16 protein-coding genes are annotated in these 13989 nt (G+C 65.0%); 12 read left to right on the top strand and 4 right to left on the bottom strand.

Annotation, left to right across the window (positions count from 1 at the left end; all coding sequences use genetic code 11):
• Nucleotides 1-11 precede the first annotated feature (11 nt).
• The 7 genes from R9J51_RS19930 (at nucleotide 12) to R9J51_RS19900 (ending at nucleotide 5721) form a co-directional block, all read left to right on the top strand.
• The gene (locus R9J51_RS19930) at nucleotides 12-1232 is read left to right on the top strand and encodes an acyl-CoA dehydrogenase family protein (RefSeq protein ID WP_211184999.1); all 1221 of its coding nucleotides are present in this window, start codon (nucleotides 12-14) and stop codon (nucleotides 1230-1232) included.
• A 3-nt stretch (nucleotides 1233-1235) separates the two neighbouring features.
• Nucleotides 1236-1991 (top strand): carboxymuconolactone decarboxylase family protein, encoded by a 756-nt coding sequence (locus tag R9J51_RS19925; RefSeq protein ID WP_218843514.1) that lies wholly within the window; start codon nucleotides 1236-1238, stop codon nucleotides 1989-1991.
• Nucleotides 1988-2695, top strand: coding sequence for a dienelactone hydrolase family protein (locus R9J51_RS19920; protein WP_248290502.1), 708 nt, complete (start codon nucleotides 1988-1990; stop codon nucleotides 2693-2695). The genes R9J51_RS19925 and R9J51_RS19920 overlap by 4 nt, the downstream gene beginning before the upstream one ends.
• A gap of 25 nt (nucleotides 2696-2720) precedes the next feature.
• The gene (locus R9J51_RS19915) at nucleotides 2721-3548 is read left to right on the top strand and encodes an SDR family oxidoreductase (protein WP_179505493.1); all 828 of its coding nucleotides are present in this window, start codon (nucleotides 2721-2723) and stop codon (nucleotides 3546-3548) included.
• A gap of 12 nt (nucleotides 3549-3560) precedes the next feature.
• Complete coding sequence (locus R9J51_RS19910) at nucleotides 3561-4115, top strand: carboxymuconolactone decarboxylase family protein (protein ID WP_179505492.1); 555 nt, start codon at nucleotides 3561-3563, stop codon at nucleotides 4113-4115.
• Nucleotides 4116-4186: 71 nt separating this feature from the next.
• Nucleotides 4187-5041 carry a fumarylacetoacetate hydrolase family protein gene (locus R9J51_RS19905; RefSeq protein ID WP_168557833.1) on the top strand — a complete coding sequence of 285 codons (855 nt, stop codon included), beginning with the start codon at nucleotides 4187-4189 and terminating at the stop codon, nucleotides 5039-5041.
• Nucleotides 5042-5043: 2 nt separating this feature from the next.
• Complete coding sequence (locus tag R9J51_RS19900) at nucleotides 5044-5721, top strand: dienelactone hydrolase family protein (RefSeq protein WP_179505491.1); 678 nt, start codon at nucleotides 5044-5046, stop codon at nucleotides 5719-5721.
• Here R9J51_RS19900 and R9J51_RS19895 read toward each other — a convergent pair.
• From R9J51_RS19895 to R9J51_RS19880, 4 genes are all read right to left on the bottom strand, one after another.
• The gene (locus R9J51_RS19895) at nucleotides 5718-6587 is read right to left on the bottom strand and encodes an SMP-30/gluconolactonase/LRE family protein (RefSeq protein WP_179505490.1); all 870 of its coding nucleotides are present in this window, start codon (nucleotides 6585-6587) and stop codon (nucleotides 5718-5720) included. The genes R9J51_RS19900 and R9J51_RS19895 overlap by 4 nt on opposite strands.
• A 3-nt stretch (nucleotides 6588-6590) precedes the next feature.
• A complete protein-coding gene (locus R9J51_RS19890; protein ID WP_179505489.1) occupies nucleotides 6591-8069 on the bottom strand; it encodes a bifunctional 3-(3-hydroxy-phenyl)propionate/3-hydroxycinnamic acid hydroxylase in 1479 nt (492 codons plus the stop codon).
• A 21-nt stretch (nucleotides 8070-8090) separates the two neighbouring features.
• A complete protein-coding gene (locus R9J51_RS19885) occupies nucleotides 8091-8612 on the bottom strand; it encodes a VOC family protein (RefSeq protein WP_179505488.1) in 522 nt (173 codons plus the stop codon).
• Nucleotides 8613-8748: 136 nt separating this feature from the next.
• Nucleotides 8749-9528, bottom strand: a complete 780-nt coding sequence (locus R9J51_RS19880) for a helix-turn-helix domain-containing protein (RefSeq protein WP_168557838.1) — start codon at nucleotides 9526-9528, stop codon at nucleotides 8749-8751.
• A 186-nt stretch (nucleotides 9529-9714) separates the two neighbouring features.
• On the opposite strand from R9J51_RS19880, the gene R9J51_RS19875 reads away from it, so the two are divergent.
• The 5 genes from R9J51_RS19875 to R9J51_RS19855 are packed head-to-tail and all read left to right on the top strand — an operon-like array spanning nucleotide 9715 to nucleotide 13931.
• Nucleotides 9715-10449: a maleate cis-trans isomerase family protein gene (locus R9J51_RS19875; RefSeq protein WP_168557839.1), complete on the top strand. Its 735-nt coding sequence runs from the start codon at nucleotides 9715-9717 to the stop codon at nucleotides 10447-10449.
• A 51-nt stretch (nucleotides 10450-10500) separates the two neighbouring features.
• A complete protein-coding gene (locus R9J51_RS19870; protein ID WP_179505487.1) occupies nucleotides 10501-11652 on the top strand; it encodes a thiolase domain-containing protein in 1152 nt (383 codons plus the stop codon).
• The gene (locus R9J51_RS19865; RefSeq protein WP_432787694.1) at nucleotides 11649-12080 is read left to right on the top strand and encodes a Zn-ribbon domain-containing OB-fold protein; all 432 of its coding nucleotides are present in this window, start codon (nucleotides 11649-11651) and stop codon (nucleotides 12078-12080) included. The genes R9J51_RS19870 and R9J51_RS19865 overlap by 4 nt, the downstream gene beginning before the upstream one ends.
• Nucleotides 12080-13474 carry a 3-oxoacid CoA-transferase subunit A gene (locus tag R9J51_RS19860; RefSeq protein WP_179505486.1) on the top strand — a complete coding sequence of 465 codons (1395 nt, stop codon included), beginning with the start codon at nucleotides 12080-12082 and terminating at the stop codon, nucleotides 13472-13474. The genes R9J51_RS19865 and R9J51_RS19860 overlap by 1 nt, the downstream gene beginning before the upstream one ends.
• Nucleotides 13475-13508: 34 nt before the next feature.
• A complete protein-coding gene (locus R9J51_RS19855; protein ID WP_168557842.1) occupies nucleotides 13509-13931 on the top strand; it encodes an SRPBCC family protein in 423 nt (140 codons plus the stop codon).
• Nucleotides 13932-13989 lie beyond the last annotated feature (58 nt).

Here is a 13989-nt window from a genome sequence, read left to right as displayed (position 1 = left end):
CGAGGAAGGTCATGGTTGTGCTAGAGGCGCGTTCAAAGACATTCGCCGATGTTCCCGAACCGGGCCTGAGCCCGCAGGACATGATTGCACGGGCACGGGCGATGATCCCCACCTTGCGTTCGCGCCAGGCCCAGGCCGAAGCGGCGGGACGCCTCCTTGAGGTGACGAACCAGGAATTTCTCGACGCTGGCTTCTATCGCATCGTCCAGCCGCGCGTGTTCGGCGGCTACGAGTTCGAGCTCACCACGTATGTCCAGGTGATGATGGAAATCGCCCGGGGCTGTCCGTCAAGCGCCTGGGTCCTGGCGCTGGTTTCGGGCCATCCCATCATGCTGGCTGATTTCGATATTCGCGCGCAGGAAGAGGCCTATGGCGATAAGGGCGATTATCGTTGCCCCTCGGTCGGCTCGCCGGTGCTGATGCAGCGCGAAGGCAATGGCTATCGCGTGTCAGGCAGTTGGGACTATGCCTCGGGCTGCGACGTTTCGACCCATGCCATGGTCAGCGGCATGGTGCGCGACGAATCTGGCGCCATGAGCGCGATGTTGCTGCTGATCGACCGCAAGGACTTCACGATCACCGACAACTGGTCGATGATCGGCATGCAGGGTACCGGATCGCGCAAGGTCGTGGTCAAGGATCTCTACATTCCCGCCTACCGCACGGCGCCGATGTCGATGTGGCAGGCCAGGGGCGGCACGGCGGTTCATCCCAACCCGATGTACAACGGTCGCAAGGGCTCCTACTTCCTGATCGAACTCGGCGCGGTGGTGGTTGGCACGGTGAAGGGCGCGCTCGATCTCTATGAAGAGATCTGCCGCACCAAATCCATGCGGTTCCCGCCCAAGATCCCGCTGTTCGAAAGCCACGAGTTCCAGCAGTATTTCGGCGACGCCCAGGGCAAGGTCGATGCGGCCGAAGCCTTGTTGCTCAAAGTGGTGGAACGCTACGTCGAGGCTTGCGCGGCCGACCCCGTCACGGGCGGCGATTTCAGCGAGGAAACCGACCGCCGGCTGTTCGTCATGGCGCAGGAAGCCTGCCGCCTGGCGTGGGACGCGCTGGAAATCATCTTCACCACGGCCGGGACCAGCATCGGCGCGAAGGATTCCATGCTGGCGCGGATCTATCGCGATGCCAGCGTGCAAAAGACCCATTTCGTCCAGCAGCGTTCGCGCACGGCGGTCAACGCTGCCCGGCTGCACTTTGGCCTGCCCGCGCTGACGCCGTTCTGATCCATGGTTGACCAAAGCAAGCTGGACCAGGCGCTCGACCCTGCGGTTGTGCGCGAAGAGTTCAAGCGCAGGAGAGGGCACTGGAACGATGACTGGGAGGCCATGCTGGCCTATTCGCCAGCCTATGTTGCCGCCTATCTGGATTTCTCGGCCTATGTGGCGGACAGGGGCACGCTCAGCGCGAAATTTCGCGAGCTGATCTATGTGGCGACCAACTGCACGCCCACGCATATGTTCGCCAAGGGCTTTCGCAACCATGCGCGCCAGGCGCTGGCGCTGGGTGCGACGCGGGATGAATTGATGGCGGTGGTCGCCACGGTCAGCGCGATGGGGTTTTCGTCCTATGTGATGACCGCGCAGGTCGTGGCCGAGGCACTGCCCAGCGCTCTGTCAGCGCCGGCCGATGCGCAGGTATGGGCCGATCACGCCGCCTTGTTCGGCGATGTTCGGGACGAATTTGCCGCCGGCATCCGGCTCGATCCCGACTTTCATGGCCGTTGGCTGGCATTCGCCACGGCACCCTTGCGCGGCGCGGCTGGGCTGTCGGCCAAGGAGATGCACCTCATCGCGCTGGCGGTCCACGCGCAGTGCACGCAGCTCAACGCCGCTGGCGTGCGCCAGCACGCGCATGCCGCGCTGGCCCACGGCGCAAGCCATGACGAAGTGCTGGACGTGGCGCGCCTGGTATCGAGCATGGGCATCCACGCGATGGTCTTTGCGCTGCCCCTGATCAACGAACTTGGTGGAGAGCAGCCATGAATCTGGGCCGCGCAATCGACTATCCCGCCGGTTCCGTCACCGCGCGTGGCTATCTGGCACTGCCGGCCGATGGCAAGGCCAAGGGCGGCGTGCTGGTCGTGCACGAGGCGCCCGGCGTTGGCCCGCATGTTCGCGCCCGCGCCGAAGCCCTGGCCGGGCTCGGCTATGCCGCGCTCGCTGCGGACCTGCACGGCGAAGGGCGGCTTGCCGCCAGCCCGCCAGAGGCGCGCGCCTGGGTGGACGCGCTGAAATCCGATCCCGACGAATTGATCGCCCGCATGAACGGTGCGCTCGACGCGCTGGTGCGCCACGGCCATGTCGGCAACGGCAATCTGGCCCTGGCGGGTTATTGCTTTGGCGGCTGGTGTGCGCTTGAACTGGCGCGCAGCGGCGCGCCCGTGCGCAGCACCAGCGTGTTTCACGGGTCGCTGGCAAGCGCGCGCGATGCCACGGCCATTCGCGGATCGGTGCTGGTCTGCAGCGGTGACGCCGATCCCTTTGTTCCGGCGGCGCAGATTGCCCATTTCACCGACGAGATGCGGGCGGCCGGCATCGATTGCCAAGTGAGCCTCTACTGTGGGGTGGCCCACGGTTTTACCGACCGCGACGTGCCGGCAATGCCGGGGTTTGGCTATTCGCCCAAGGCCGACCAGCGCGCGTGGCAAACCTTCTTGAACCTGCTGGCAGAGCACTCGGCCGACTGACGTGTCGGCGCAAAGGAACGAGCACATGAAAGATTTTGTCGACAAGGCTGTCCTGATCACCGGTGCTGCCAACGGAATCGGCCTGAGCACGGCACGCCGGCTGGCCGGTTTGGGCGCGCGCATCGTAATTGCCGATCTCGACCGGGTCGGTGCAGAAGCCGCGGCGGCGAGCCTGGCCAACGGCGCCAAGGGCTATGGCTGCGATGTCAGCAACGATGCTGACGTTGCGGCGCTGCGCGAGGCGGTGGTCGGTGAATTCGGCGGGCTGGACCTGCTGATCAACAACGCCGCCAAGCCGCCGGTGACGGGCTCGGTCCTCTCCACCGAGTTGGAGGAATGGCGGCAGGCGCTCGATGTCAACGTCCTGGGCTATGTCCGCATGATCCGTGCCTTCCTGCCCGGCATGCTGGCGCGCCGCAGCGGCCATATCGTCAACACCTCTTCGGGGCTGGCGCTGCTGCCCGATCCGCCGATCCGCTTCATGGGGCCCTATATCGCCTCCAAGGGCGCGCAACTGGCGATGAGCTATGCCTTTGCCCATGCGCTCGCGGGCACGGGCGTTTCGCTGTCGGTGTTCTGCCCGGGTATTACCGCCACGTCGGCCAAGCCCGGCGGCCCGCCGCCGGCCATCCCCGGTGCGCCCAAGCCAGAGGATTTCCGCATCGGGGTGCCCGAGCGGCGCACGGTGCGGGTCAGCGCCGATTATGCGTCGGGTGTTTTCGTCGATGGCCTGATCCGCGGTGATTTCCTCGTCTGCTCGCAGGAGGGCTACCTGCCGGATCTCGTCGATTTCGCCGCCGGCAATCTCGATCCCTTCGCGATCGTGCGCCAGGCGCAGGCCGAAGCGGCCTGAACGGGGGGCGACATGGGACGTTTGCGCTATCTCGACAACGCCGATCTGGGGCCTGACCATCAGGATATCCCGCGGATGAAGTCGAACATCACCCGCGCCGTGGCACATAGCCCCGATCTGGCCCGCCTGGTGGCGGGGCGGGGCATGTATTTCCGGCATAAGAGCAAGCTCGAACCGCGCCTGCGCGAGTTGGCGATCCTGCAAGTGGGCTGGTCCACCCGCTCGGCCTATGAATGGGCGCATCATGTCGATGTGGCGCTCTCGTTCGGGGTGAGCGAGGCGGACATCCACGCCATCGGCCAGGTGGCGCGCGGCGAGGCAACGCATCTCGATCCGCTCGCGCTGGCGGTGCTCGAGGCGGCGCGCAGCCTGACCGAAGACATTGCGCTGGCGCAGGGCGTGTTCGATGCGCTGGCGGCCGCGCTCAGCGCCGACCAGCTTGTCGATCTGCTTGTGGCGATCGGCGAATACAACGGGCTGGTGCGCGTGATGGCCGCGATCGAGATCGATCTTGAGCCCGAGTACGAGGCGTTTCTGGCCCGCTTTCCCTTGCCCGACGCAGCGTGAGCGCAAGGCCTTCGGCCATTGTCGAGCCCTGCCGGCGAAACTGACAAGAAATTGAAAAAAGGAATGAAAAGATGAAACTTCTCAGCTTTACCAAGGATGGGCGCGAAAGCTTCGGCGCGGTTGTCGGGGACAAAGTCGTCGATCTGGGCCGCAAGTTTGCCGGCCGCTATGCCGATATCGTCAGCGTGCTCAAGGCGGATGCGCTGGGCGAGGTGGAAGGCGCCTTGGCGGGCGAGGCGGGCGACTATGCGCTGGCTGACGTAGAAATCCTGCCGGTGATCCCCAATCCGCCCAAGATCATCTGCATCGGCGTAAACTATGACTCACACCGCACCGAAATCGGCCGCGATCCCAGCGCCCGCCCGATGGTCTTTGCGCGTTTCCCCGCCAGCCAGGCCGGCCACCTGGAGCCGCTGCTGCTGCCCCCCGAAAGCCCGACTTTCGATTACGAGGGCGAAATCGCCGTGATCATCGGCAAGGGTGGCCGGCGCATTTCCGAGGAGGATTGCTGGGAGCACATCGCCGGCTATGCGCCCTACAACGATGCCACGATCCGCGACTGGCAGCGCCACACCGCGCAGTGGGGGCCGGGCAAGAACTGGTACAAGACCGGCGGCTTCGGCCCCTGGATGGCCACCCGCGGCGAGATCGCCGATGGCCAGACGCTGCACCTCAAGACCCGGCTTAACGGGCTGGAAGTGCAGAATGCCACCAGCGACGAGATGATCTTCTCGATCCCCTACCTCATCGCCTATTGCTCCACCTATATCCCGCTTGAGCCCGGCGACGTGATCGTGACCGGCACGCCCGGTGGCGTGGGCGTCCGTCGCGAACCCAAGCTGTTCATGAAGGACGGTGACCTGGTCGAGGTGGAAATCACCGAGGTTGGCGTGCTGCAGAACCCGATCAAGGCCGAACAGGCCTGATCATGGTGGCAGAGGCCGAGCCGGTCATCGACCGGATCACCTTGACCTCGGCCTATGATGGCTTTCGCTTGAGCGCGTGGCACCTTGCCGCGCGCTCAACGCGTCGTGGAGGTGTTGTCGTCCTCCACGAGGTTTTCGGCCTGACACCGCATATGGCCGATGTGATGCAAAGATTGGCGGCACAAGGCTATGACGTGGTTGCTCCCTCGCTGTTCGACCGCATCGAGCCCGGCTTTTTGCGCAGCAACGCGCAAGAAGGCATCGCGGCCGCGCGTGCCACGCCCAACGCGCAGGCGCTGGGCGATATGCACGCGGCCTTTGCCAGGCTGGGAGAAGGGCCGCACTTTGCCGTGGGCTTCTGCTTTGGCGGGGTAATGGCGTGGATCGCCGCGCAGCATCTCGATGGCCTTGCCGGTGCCGTGAGCTTTTACGGGCGACGGATCATCGAAGAGTTGCAGGCGCCGCTGCAATGCCCGGTGCAGATGCATTACGGCGATCGCGACGGCAGCATTCCGCTGTCCGATGTCGCCCAGGTCGCCGCGCGCTATCCTGCCGCCGCGATCCATGTCTATCCGGCCGGCCATGCCTTTTGCCGCGAAGGCGGGAGCAATTTCAATCCGGCCGCACGCGATCTGGCGTTTCAACGCACGCTGGCCTTCATGGCAGGCCTTGCGCGCTAAAGGTGGTGCCACATGGGGGCCCCGGCCACCGAGCTGCGGAACGTGACGAGATGATCGGCGCGGATCGAGCCCACGAACACGGTTCGTCGGTCCGCACCGCCAAAGGCGATGCTGGCAGGGAAATCCACCACCGCGCCTGCCGGATCTTCAAACAGGCATTGGGCCCGCCCATCGGGGGTGATGCGATGGATGCCGTTGCGGGTAACTTCGCTGACCCATAGGCCGCCTTGCGCGTCGAAGGCGAGCCCATCGACGATCGCGCCATCGAACAGCCGTTCCGGCCCAAAGGTTTCGGCCGTGCCCAGTGTACCCTCTGGCCCCACTGCCATGCGCAGCACTCTGCCCATCCGGCTCTCCGCCAGATAGGCAAAGCGCATGGCCGGATCGAACCGGATTTCGTTGGCAAAGCACAGGCCGCCTGCAGCCAGATGGGCCACCCCGTCTTCCACTTTCAGCACATAGCCATCGGGAATGGGCTGTTCGATCGCGCGCGAGCGCGGTTCGACGCGGGTGGAAATGGTCACCCACAGCCGGCCGTGCGGGTCGAAGTGGACGAAGTTCACCGCGCCCAGCGGCTGGCCTTCGAACCGGTCGATCACGCATCGCGTCGTACCATCGGGCGCAAGCGCGTGCACCGTGCCGCTGTCGATGCCAGCCAGATAGAGCGTGCCGTCGCGATCAAGCGCCACGCCATTGGTGGCTCCGCCCGGGCAGGGGCGATGATGCCAGGCGCCATCTGCGGCGCAGACGCTGACGCCGCCGCGGCTGTCCGAAACGATGACGCTGCCGTCTTGGGCAACCACCACGCATTCCGGCCGCTGCAGATCGCGTCCCATGCGGCCCAGCGGGGTGAGCGTGACGGCCATGGTTCAGTTGACGGCAAGCGGCAGGGCGGCGACCAGATCATCGAGTTCGGCGGGCGTTGCAGCGGTGCCGAAGATATAGTGGTCTGGCCGGATGATCACGGCGTCCGTGCCCAGTTGATCGAGATAAGCATCGCATTCGCCCTCCACCGTCACGGCGCGGGCCCTTTGCAGCCGGACCTGGCTGGCCGGGGCAAGCTGCGCCACCGTCCCGGCCCTGGCGATCACCGCGATGTGGAGGCCGACGCGATCGTCCAGCAAGCGACCGTCCGGCAGGCGCGGCTGTGCCGCAAGCGTGCCGGCGACGGGATCGTGCTGCTGCCCCCACAGGCTGCCGCCCAGCCTTGGCCGGATCGGAGTGAGTACCTGGGGCTGGTCGAGCAGCAGGGCGTCGCGCTGGCGCGCCTTGTCGGGGTCGGTTTCCTGGATGATGTCGCCGATGCGGTTGGCCTCGGCGATGTATTGGCTGACGTGCGGGGCCAGTTCCTGCTGATAGCTGTCGAGCAGGTCAGGGGTGGCGCGGCCGTCGAGCGCCCAGTCGATCTTCCAGGCGATATTGATGATGTCGCGCAGGCCCGAACACAGGCCCTGTCCCAAAAACGGCGGCGTCTGGTGCGCGGCATCGCCGGCAACCAGGATGCGCCCGTTGCGCCAGCGCGACGCGATCGCCGAACCGAAGGTATAGACCACCGCGCGTTCCAGCACGGTGTGTTCGGGGGTGATCCACCGTTTCAACAAGGCGTAGACGCGCTCGGGCTCGGCAAAGGTGGCGGGATCGTCGCCGGGCATGAGCATCACTTCCCAGCGTCGCCGCAGGCCGGCGCCCTCGATATAGGTAAAGGGGCGGGCCGGATCGCAATATTGCACCGTGCCTTCCGGCAATTCGGGCGCGCCGGGCTGCATGATGAAATCGGCCACCAGCCATTGCTGCGAAGGGGCCAGCACCTTCAGTTCGGCGCCGATCAGGCCGCGCACCGTGGAATTCGCGCCATCGCAGCCGACCACGAAGCGTGCGGCGAATTCCGTCGTTTCGCCCCGGTCGTTCTGCGCGGTGATCGCGACGCGTTCGGCATCCTGGGCCAGTGCGGTGACGCGCAAGCCACGCTGCACCGTCACCAGCGACGACCGGGCAAGGCGCGCCTGCAGCGCGTTTTCCAGATCGGGCTGGTGGAACCGGTTGCTGTCGCGCCAGCCGTGCGTGCCTGGCGCGATCGAGCGGGGCCAGTCGATCAGCATTTCCCCTTGCGCGTTTTCGAAACGCATCCGCGCGTAGATGCCCAGTTTGGGGGCCAGCGCTTCGCCGATGCCGGTTGCCTGCAGGATGCGCATCGCCTCACCATCGATGTGGGTGGCGCGTGGCAGCGGATAGGAACTGGGGAACTGTTCGATCACCAGCACCCGGCGCCCCTGCCGCTCCAGCAGGTTGGCAAGACCGGCGCCTGACGGCCCATAGCCGATGATCGCTACGTCGAATGTCTGGGTCATGATCTGGTCCGCGGCGCCGTGTCAGAGCGCGCGGATGGTGCGCGCGGTCATGTCGCTCCAATCGGCCATCGGCTTGAAGCCGGGCGCAGCGCGGCAAAGCGCTTCGGTCTGCGCATAGATGTCTTCTTCGCTGTCGAGCAGGTCGATCGGCGTGCGATAGGGCTGGGTGATGTACCAGGGCGTGTCGGTATAGGCTTCCACCCGGTTGCCTTCGGGATCGGCGAAATAGACCGACCAGGCGATGCCGTGGGTCAGCGGTTCGAGCTTGGCCACGTTGTTGTCGACCAGATAGCGGTACACGCGCCGCAGCTCGCCCAGCGTCTTGAGCCGGAACGAAAGCTGGTTGATCAGATGCTGCTCCCCATCCGGGCGCCCGGTTACCAGCACGAGTTGGTGATGCGAGGTGCGGTCGGCCGTGAGGAAGACGATCGAACGCGCGTCGCTGCGGGCGATGTCGGTGACGGCAAAGCCGAATGCGCCCTGGTAGAAGGCCAGCATCCGATCAAAGTCCTTCACATACAGACCGATATGTCCAATTTCCATCGCTGCACCATCCCGCTTGACCTGGGCGTCGCCCTACCGGCGCGCCCTTGTTGCCGCGGACGGTAGGGGGATGGTGCGCGGCGCGGAACCGACTTGCCTTGGGCGTCCGCCCTGCGAACTGGGCCCAGGCGCGCCGCTAGCCCAAAGTGTCGAAGTTGTAGCTGGTCAGCCTTTCCTCGATCTCGGCCTTGGCGTTGAGCAGCGCGGCGAGAAACTTGTCGATCCCATCGGACAGCCGCACGGCGCGCGAAATCCAGGCGATGTCGATGCAGGCCAGGACGCGGCCGTGAAACTGGATCGGCACCGCGATCGAGGTGGCATGCGGATAGGAAAAACGCTGTTCCACCGCATAGCCCTTTTCGCGAATGGCCTGCAGCATCGGCCGGGTGTGCTCACCCACTTTCGCTTCGGGATCGACGCTGTCGCCGAACTGTTCGAGATGCGACAGGATCTGCTCGGCTTCCTGCGGCGGGCAGAACGCCAGATAAGTCCGGCCCACCGCGCTGGTCAGCATCGAGCGTTGCTGGTCGTTGAATTCCTGCACATCGATGCGGAACGGGTTCTGCAGGTGGGTCGAATCGCGCTGGACCATGGCATAGTCCTCGAAGGTCGCGATCTCGCAGGTCCAGATCACTTCCTTCTGCAGCTTGATCAGCGTGGGCAGCGCCGCCCAATGCGCCCACGCCTTGGCGGTCAGGCCGTTCTCCAGCGTGCGGGTGGCCACCGTGGGGCGATAGATCTTGGCATCGTCCACGCTGATCAGGCCATCGTCGACCAGGGTTCCCAGGATGCGATAGACGGTGGGGCGCGATAGCTGGAGTTCGTCGGCAATGGCCTGGCAGGTGGTGCCGCCGGTCTCGCTGATGATTCTAAGTGCATTGAGCCCACGGGACAGTGCGCGAATGGTGTCGTTCATGGCGTGCCTGACTGTTGAATTGCCCCTCGTGCAAGGCGTTTATCGAACTCCGCGTCCCGACGCCAGAAATGCAGGTACACCAGACGGACCCTTGGCCACTATGGTTGGTCAGCCAAACCCAGACAGCGCATTGATGCCCTGGAGAGCAAAATCGCCTCGGGCAATTTTCAAGCTGGAATGCGGTCGATGTCACTGGAAGATCCTGCGCGCGGCAAGGGCTATGGATGGCGGCTGCGCCTTGGCATGCTGCTGCCATCCAGCAATCCGGTGGCAGAGCCCGAACTGATCCGCTTTCTGCCCGAAGGCGTCTCGCTGCACACCACCCGGCTCAAGCTGGCCGGGAGCACCCGCGACGATCTCCTGGGCATGACCGATGGCGTGGAGCAGGCGGTCGCGCTGCTGGTCGATGCCGGTGTCGATCGCATCGTGTTCAATTGCACGGCGGTGTCCACGTTCGATCCCGCGATGGGCGAGACATTGCGCCAGCGGATGGAAGTGACCAGCGGCAAGCCTGCCACCAGTACATCGGACGCGATCACCGCGGCCCTGGCCGAACTGGCGCCGCGCCGCATTGCGCTGGTCACCCCGTATATCGATCCCGTGGTCAAGCGCGAAATCGCGTTTCTCGAACACTATGGCTATGAAGTGGTGGTCGATTTCGGGCTGGGGCTGGGCGAGGGCAAGGCCATGTCCGCGATCGAGCCTGGCGAGTGGTATCGCCATGCCATGGCGACCGCCGGCAGCGGGGCGGACCTCGTGTTCCTGAGCTGCACCGCGATCCGCGCCTTCGATGTGATTGCCGATCTGGAGCGCGATCTGGGCCTGCCGGTGATCAGCAGCAACCAGGCGATGCTGTGGTGGTGTTTGCGGCAGGCGGGCCTGCGCGACCGCATTCCCGCGCTTGGCAGGCTGCTGGCCTGACCAGACCAAAATCAAAAAATACTGGGGACGATCAAGGATGGAAGCCGACCAATGAGCATCAGGGGACAGGCGCATATCGTCGGTGCCTTTGAGCATCCGCTGCGCGATCTGCCGCAGCATTCCGTGCAGCAAATCCATGCCGAATGCGCGATGGGCGCACTGGCCGATGCCGGGCTGTCGATCCGCGATGTCGATGGCTATTTCTCGACCGGGCAACTCGGCTTCGGCGGCGTTTCGCTGACCGAATATCTTGGCCTGCGGCCCAGCTATGTCGATGCCACTTTCGTTGGCGGTTCGTCCTACATTTCGCATGTCGGCCATGCGGCGGCGGCCATTGCCGCGGGCAAGTGCAAGATTGCCCTGATCACCCAGGGCGCGAAAGTGCGCGGCGTGATCCGCGGCGCCAAGCACACCGCCGATACGCCCGAATTCCCGTTCGAAACCGTCTATGGTGAAACCAACGCGGGCATATATGCGCTGGCTGCGCGGCGGCACATGCACGAATACGGCACCACGCCCGCGCAACTGGCCGCGGTCAAGGTGGCGGCCGCTGCCTATGCGCAGCACAATCCCCATGCGCTTTTGCGCAAGCTGGTGACCATCGAAGACGTGGTCAAGTCGCCGATGATCGCCGATCCGTTGCACCGGCTCGATTGCTGCGTGGTGACCGATGGCGGCGGCGCCATCGTGGTCGTCGCCCCTGAAATCGCGCGCGATCTCAAGCGGCGGTCGGTCAAGGTCCTGGGCCATGCCGAAGCGATCAAGCACAGCGGCGGCCGGCCCAACGATTTCACCAGCACGGGCGCCACCCAATCGGCGCCGCGCGCGCTGGCCGAAGCCGGGATCAGTCTCGCCGACATCGACTATGCCTCGATCTACGATTCCTTCACGATCACCGTGATCATGACGCTGGAGGATTTCGGCTTCTGCAAAAAGGGGCAGGGCGGGGCGTTCGTCGCCGATGGCGCGCTGGCGCTGGATGGCGCGATCCCCGTCAACACCGATGGCGGTGGCCTGTGCAACAACCACCCGGGCTATCAGGGCGGCTTGGTCAAAGTGATCGAAGCCGTGCGCCAGTTGCGCGGAGAAGCCAATGTCAACACGCAGGTGCGCGATTGCCGCATCGCGGTGGCCCACGGCACCGGCGGCGGCATGTCGCGCCAGGCCAGCGTCACGCTTGTGCTGGGCCGGGAGGACGCATGATGAGCAACAGCCCACTTCCCACGCCCGCCCCGTTCGTCTCGGTCGAAACCGAACCTTACTGGTCGGGCGCCAAGGCCGGCAAGCTGGTGCTGCCGCACTGCCGCGCGTGTGACCACACCATCTGGTATCCCAAGGCCTTTTGCGGCGAATGCGGCGCGTTCGATGTCGAATGGCGCGAGGCATCGGGCCTGGGCACGCTCTACAGCTTTACCCAGGTGTTCCGCGGCGAAGGCCCCTATCGGGAGTGCGCCAGTTTTGTCCTGGCGCTGGTCGATCTGGACGAGGGCGCCCGGGTGCTGACCAATATCGTTGATGCCGATCCCGCCGGCCTTGCCGTCGGCCAACGCCTGCGCGCCGTGTTTCACGATGCCGGCGAGGCCGCCGCGCTGGTGCGATTTACCCCCATTCCAACATCGAGCGACACGTGATGCAGAAGATATTTGACGATTGCGCCGCGGCGCTGGCCGATGTTGCCGATGGCGCTTCGGTGGCCATCGCCGGGTTCGGGGTGGGGCATTCCTATCCCAACAGCCTTGTTCTGGCGCTGCGCGAACAGGGCGCAAAGGGCCTCAAGATCGTGGCCAACTCGCTGGGCGCGGGGGAGGATTTCCGCCCTCACATCCTGGTGAAGAACGATCAGGTGAAAAGCGTGGTGCTCTCGTTCTCGGCGCGGCCGGGTCTGCCATCGCCCGAACAGGCGAAGATCGAGGCGGGCGAGATCGATCTGGAGCTGGTGCCACAGGGCATCCTGGTCGATCGGCTGCGTGCGGCCGGTGCCGGGCTGGCTGCCTTCTACAGCCCCGTCACCGTGGGCACGCCGTTGCAGCAAGGCAAGGAAGTGCGCAATTTCAACGGCCGCGATTTCGTGCTCGAACATGCGCTGCCGGTCGATGTCGCGCTGATCCGTGGCTATCGCGCCGATCGGTTCGGCAATGTCGAATTTCGCGGCAGCAGCGCGCATTTCCACGCCAGCTTTGCCAAGGCGGCGCACATGGCGGTGGTCGAGGTGGAGGAGATCGTCGAGCCCGGCGTGATCCCGCCAGAGCGGATTGGCCTGCCCGGCATTTTCGTGTCGCGGGTGGTGCGCACCACCGAGCGCTATCCCGCACCCAAGCGAGGGATGGGGCGCCGCGGCGCGGACACCAACCGCGAATACTTCGGCAAGCCGGCGCTCAGCCGCTCGGCGATGGCACGGCAGGTGGCGGCGATGCTGCCCGAAGACGCCTATGTCAATCTCGGCTCTGGCCTGCCGACGCTGGTGGCGGGCCATGCACAGGGCAAGTCCTTCATCCTGCACGCTGAGAATGGCGCGCTGGGTTATGACCTGGTCGAAGACCCTGACCTGATCGATGTCGATTTCTTCGATGCCGCAGGCAATTTCATCAAGCTGCGCCCCGGCGGCGCGGTGTTCGACAGCGTGGTTTCGTTCGAAGTCGCGCGCTCGGGCAAGCTGTCGGCCATCGTGCTGGGCGCCTACCAGGTCAGCGAGCGCGGAGACCTGGCGAACTATGGGCTGCCCGGCCAGGTCGGGGGCGGCATTGGCGGCGCGATGGACCTTGCCGCCTCGGGCAGCCGCGTCATCGTGTTGATGGAGCACAGCGACAGCAAGGGGCGGCCCAAGCTGGTGTCCGAGTGCACTTATCCGCTGACGGCGCCGGGCTGCGTGAACGTCGTGGTGACCGATCTGGCCATCATGGAAATGCGCGAAGGCACTTTCACCGTGACCGCTATCGTCGAGGGCTTCTCCAAGGAAGAGATCGCCGCATTGACGCCGATGGCACTCGCATTTTCCGAAGAAATTGCATCCATTCCCGTGAGTTAAGCGCGCCATTATAATAAGCAGGAGGATATTCGCTATGAAAGTTTCCCAAACAGTCACGCTCAACGCTTCGGCCGACGAGGTCTGGAACTACGTGCGCGATTTCTACAACTTTGCCGAATGGCAGCCGCACATCACGTCGATCGAGCGCGGGGTTAACCCCGGTGAGCGCAAGGTGCTGATGAAGCGCGGCAACACCGTGCTCGACCGCATCCACACCCTCGACGATGCCGAAAAGGTGCTGGCCTACGAAATGGTCCCCAACCAGGACCTCCCCCCCGGCGTGCCGCGTCTGGAAGGGTTCCTCGCCAAGTTCCACGTGACTGCCGAGGGCGACAAGGCGCAGGTCGCCTACAGCATCGAAGTGGAAATCCCCGAACCGATGCGTGAAATGGCCGAAAAGGGTATCGGCGCCGATATCTCCGGCGCGCTTGATGGACTCAAGGCCAAGTTCGGCTGAGCCCGCATCGTCCGGCTTGAAAATCGCGTCGCCCCAAAGGCGGCGCGATTTTGCGTTT

Origin of the sequence: Novosphingobium rhizosphaerae, assembly GCF_050920675.1 — a bacterium.
Taxonomy (GTDB): Bacteria; Pseudomonadota; Alphaproteobacteria; order Sphingomonadales; family Sphingomonadaceae; genus Novosphingobium; species Novosphingobium rhizosphaerae.
Note: the sequence above shows the minus strand (reverse complement) of the source record. Positions and strands in the feature narration are given on the sequence as shown.